Origin of the sequence: Saccharomonospora iraqiensis subsp. iraqiensis (assembly GCF_000430445.1) — a bacterium.
Classification (GTDB): Bacteria; Actinomycetota; Actinomycetes; order Mycobacteriales; family Pseudonocardiaceae; genus Saccharomonospora; species Saccharomonospora iraqiensis.
In genome coordinates this window covers 1-3332 of the sequence record NZ_KE387062.1, presented here as the reverse complement: position 1 = coordinate 3332, position 3332 = coordinate 1, and the positions used below count along the sequence as shown (strand labels likewise).

Here is a 3332-nt window from a genome sequence, read left to right as displayed (position 1 = left end):
CGCCTCGCCGCCGTCGAGCGCGTCAGCGAGCGCGGCGCGCAGCCGTCCGACGGCGGCCGGGGTTCCGTCGACCTCGACCACACGCATCGTCTACCGTCCTTCCGATGAGCTCGACCTTCCCCGTCGGTGTGCTGACCTACCTGGTGCTCGTGGCGGGCTTCTTCTACATCCTGTACTTCGTGGTCCGGGCAGCGGTACGCGACGGCATCCGGCAGGCGAAGCAGCGTTCCCTGGACTGACCGGCGCACCGACGGCCCGGCCGGAGGGGACGATATCCGACCGGGCGGCGACCGTGCCCGACGTGTGCGGCTCACGAGGTGGTTGTGCAGAAGACCAGGCGCCATTCTCTCCCGGTGATCTCCTGCCGCCGGTAGTGCCATCCGTGCTTGCCGAGCACCTCGGTCAGATCGGCCCTGGAGAGATCACGGAAGGCGATCCAGTCGATGACGAGTTCCCCGCGGTCGTGTTGCTCCCGCGCCACCGTGGTCAATCGTTTGCGCTGTTGTTGTCGTCTGACCGGGTCCGAACTTCGCGAGACCTGGTTCCGCTGTACGACGGCCAGCACGAATATCAGAGCCAGTGACGGCACGAACAGCCAGATCCCGAGGGTCTCCAGGGCCGCATCAGACATCGGCGCCTCCGGACAGGTGTCGCTCGGCAGAGCGGAAGCGCAGGTACTCCACGCCGTTCCGATTGAACACGTCCACGTACTCGTATCCGGCGAGCGCCGCCGCTTCCTTGATCATGTCGGGGGTGAGTGGGTACATCGCACCGGGACTGACCTCGGCGATTCCCTTTCGCGCGGTCGACCGGGCGAGGAAGAGGCGCAAGCGGTGCACGGCCTGCTCCGCGCTCCGCATGCGGGAGCGGAGGAACCCCGCGAGCATGACAACCGCAAGGCACGCGAAGATCGCGGACAACGTCAGAAAAACGACTGGTGGCACGGAGTCGATTCGCGGTCGAGTGAGTCGATCATCCGTGCCGGGGATCGACGTCGACCCGTCGTTGCTCGGTTGAAAGGGGCCGGAGCGAGGAAAGATCGAGTTCAGACGTGATGTCGTCGGCACGGTCGAACCGCTCGTCGAACTCCTCAGCTCTCATACAGGGCCACCTCTTCATGTCTGGAGTTGCGTACCAAAAGGACCGGGTGAAGTTCTCCCCACGACCCGCAAGCGCGGGGGACCGGCCCCTTCCCCCGCGCTTGGGGAGGTTCGGCTTCAGTAGTAGTACGGGTACTCCGACCAGTCCGGGTCGCGTTTGTGCAGGAAGGCGTCTCGGCCCTCGACGGCCTCGTCCTGCATGTAGGCCAGCCGGGTGCTCTCCCCGGCGAACACCTGCTGGCCCACCAGCCCGTCGTCGACCAGGTTCAGCGCGTACTTGACCATGCGTTGCGCCGTGGGGGACTTGCCCAGCGTCTCGAAGGCCCACTCCAGTGCCACGGTCTCCAGCTCCCCGTGCGGGACGACCTCGTTCACTGCGCCCATCGCGTGCGCCTGCTCGGCGGTGTAGGGGCGGCCGAGGAAGAAGATCTCCCGGGCGAACTTCTGCCCCACCTGGCGCGCCAGGTAGGCCGAGCCGAAGCCGCCGTCGAACGAGCCGACGTCGGTGTCGGTCTGTTTGAACCGGGCGTGCTCGGCCGAGGCGAGGGTGAGATCGCACACCGCGTGCAGTGAGTGCCCGCCCCCGGCGGCCCAGCCGGGCACCACCGCGACCACCACCTTCGGCATGAACCGGATCAGCCGCTGCACCTCCAGGATGTGCAGCCGCCCGGCGCGCGCCGGGTCGATGGTGTCCGAGGTCTCGCCCTCGGCGTACTGATACCCCGAGCGGCCGCGAATACGCTGGTCACCACCGGAGCAGAACGCCCAACCCCCGTCGGTCGGCGACGGTCCGTTGCCGGTGAGCAGCACACAGCCGACGTCGGAGCTCATCCGGGCGTGGTCGAGCGCGCGGTAGAGCTCGTCGACGGTGTGCGGGCGGAAGGCGTTGCGGACCTCCGGCCGGTCGAACGCCACCCGGGCGACACGCTTGCCGGACCGGGTTTCCCTCGAACGGTGGTAGGTGATGTCGGTGAAGTCGAAGCCCTCGATCTCTTCCCACGCGGCGGGGTCGAACAGCTCCGAGACTCGGTCGTCAGGCACGCCTGGGAGAATAGGCCCCGTGCTGGCGAGTCTCGACACCACGGCGGCCCGGACCGTCCACCGGACGCCGACCCCGCACCCGGCCGGGCGGGACGGTGGCCGATGAATCCCTCGACGGCACAGGCCCGGGTGCTGGTCGACGAGCTGGTGCGGAACACGGTCTCGCACGTCGTGCTCTGTCCCGGGTCACGCAACGCCCCGCTGTCGTTCGCGCTGCACGACGCCGCCTCGGCGGGCCGGGTGCGGCTGCACGTGCGCGTCGACGAACGCGGGGCGGCCTTCCTCGCGCTCGGGATCGCCGCCCGCACCGGCCGTCCGGTGGCCGTGGTGTGCACGTCGGGCACCGCCGCGGCGAACCTGCACCCGGCGGTGCTGGAGGCCGACCGGGCCGGGGTGCCGCTGATCGTGCTCACCGCCGACCGGCCGCCCGAGCTGCGCTCGGCCGGGGCGAACCAGGTGATCGACCAGCACGCCCTCTACGGCGGTGCGGTGCGGTACTTCGACGAACTCGCCGTGGCCGAGCACCGGTCCGGCCAGAACGCCTACTGGCGCAGCCAGGTCTGCCGGGCGTGGAACGCCGCCTACGGGGAGTGGCGGTGCGGCCCCGTCCACCTCAACATCCCGTTCCGGGAACCCCTGGTGCCGGACGTCGCCGACGGGGGCGGCGACGACGGCGACGCCTGGTACGAGTCGCTGGACGGCAGGCCGCGGGGCGACCGGTGGACCGAGCTGCCCGACTTCGGCGCGTTGCCGTCCTTCGTGGTGCCCTCGGCGCGGCAGGGTCTGGTGATCGCCTGCGACGCCGGGGTGCGCGCGGCGAGCGAATGGGCCGAGGAGCACAACTGGCCGATGATCTCGGAGACGGGCGGGCTCGGGCTCGGCGGCCCGACCGCGCTCGCCGGGGGTGCGTGGCTGCTCGGTGTGGAGGAGTTCGTCGCCGAGCACAAGCCGGAGCAGGTGTTGTGCCTCGGGCGGCCCACCGTGTTCCGGCAGGTGCAGCGGCTGCTGTCGGACCACGACGTGGAGGTGCTGCTCGTGCGGCCCGACTCGGACTGGCCCGCGCCCGCGCACAACGTCCGTCAGGTCGGTCAGTGGTTCGACGAACCCGCCAAGCCCGCCGACCCCGAGTGGCTGCACCGGTGGCAGCGCGCCGACGCGGCCGCCACGGCGGCCGTGCGGGAGACGCTGGCC

The 3332-nt window shown here is 70.3% G+C and carries 6 protein-coding genes; 2 read left to right on the top strand and 4 right to left on the bottom strand.

Annotated elements, in window-relative coordinates:
- Positions 1-104 precede the first annotated feature (104 nt).
- Entirely contained in the window at positions 105-239 is a 135-nt protein-coding gene (locus ACTIR_RS27665) for a hypothetical protein (RefSeq protein WP_267879480.1), read from the top strand.
- 71 nt (positions 240-310) lie between these two features.
- Here ACTIR_RS27665 and ACTIR_RS25765 read toward each other — a convergent pair whose 3' ends face one another.
- The 4 genes from ACTIR_RS25765 to ACTIR_RS0105095 all read right to left on the bottom strand — a co-directional run bounded on the left by ACTIR_RS25765 (position 311) and on the right by ACTIR_RS0105095 (position 2141).
- Positions 311-631, bottom strand: a complete 321-nt coding sequence (locus tag ACTIR_RS25765; RefSeq protein WP_154663667.1) for a hypothetical protein — start codon at positions 629-631, stop codon at positions 311-313.
- A complete protein-coding gene (locus ACTIR_RS0105100) occupies positions 624-920 on the bottom strand; it encodes a hypothetical protein (RefSeq protein WP_084789326.1) in 297 nt (98 codons plus the stop codon). The genes ACTIR_RS25765 and ACTIR_RS0105100 overlap by 8 nt, the downstream gene beginning before the upstream one ends.
- A gap of 52 nt (positions 921-972) precedes the next feature.
- On the bottom strand, positions 973-1101 hold the full coding sequence (locus ACTIR_RS27660) for a hypothetical protein (protein ID WP_267879479.1): 129 nt from the start codon (positions 1099-1101) through the stop codon (positions 973-975).
- Positions 1102-1217: 116 nt separating this feature from the next.
- Positions 1218-2141 carry a 1,4-dihydroxy-2-naphthoyl-CoA synthase gene (locus tag ACTIR_RS0105095; RefSeq protein ID WP_007024807.1) on the bottom strand — a complete coding sequence of 308 codons (924 nt, stop codon included), beginning with the start codon at positions 2139-2141 and terminating at the stop codon, positions 1218-1220.
- 102 nt (positions 2142-2243) lie between these two features.
- Here ACTIR_RS0105095 and menD point away from each other — a divergent pair.
- On the top strand, positions 2244-3332 hold a 1089-nt coding region (menD, locus tag ACTIR_RS0105090), incomplete at its 3' end, for a 2-succinyl-5-enolpyruvyl-6-hydroxy-3-cyclohexene-1-carboxylic-acid synthase (protein WP_026453467.1).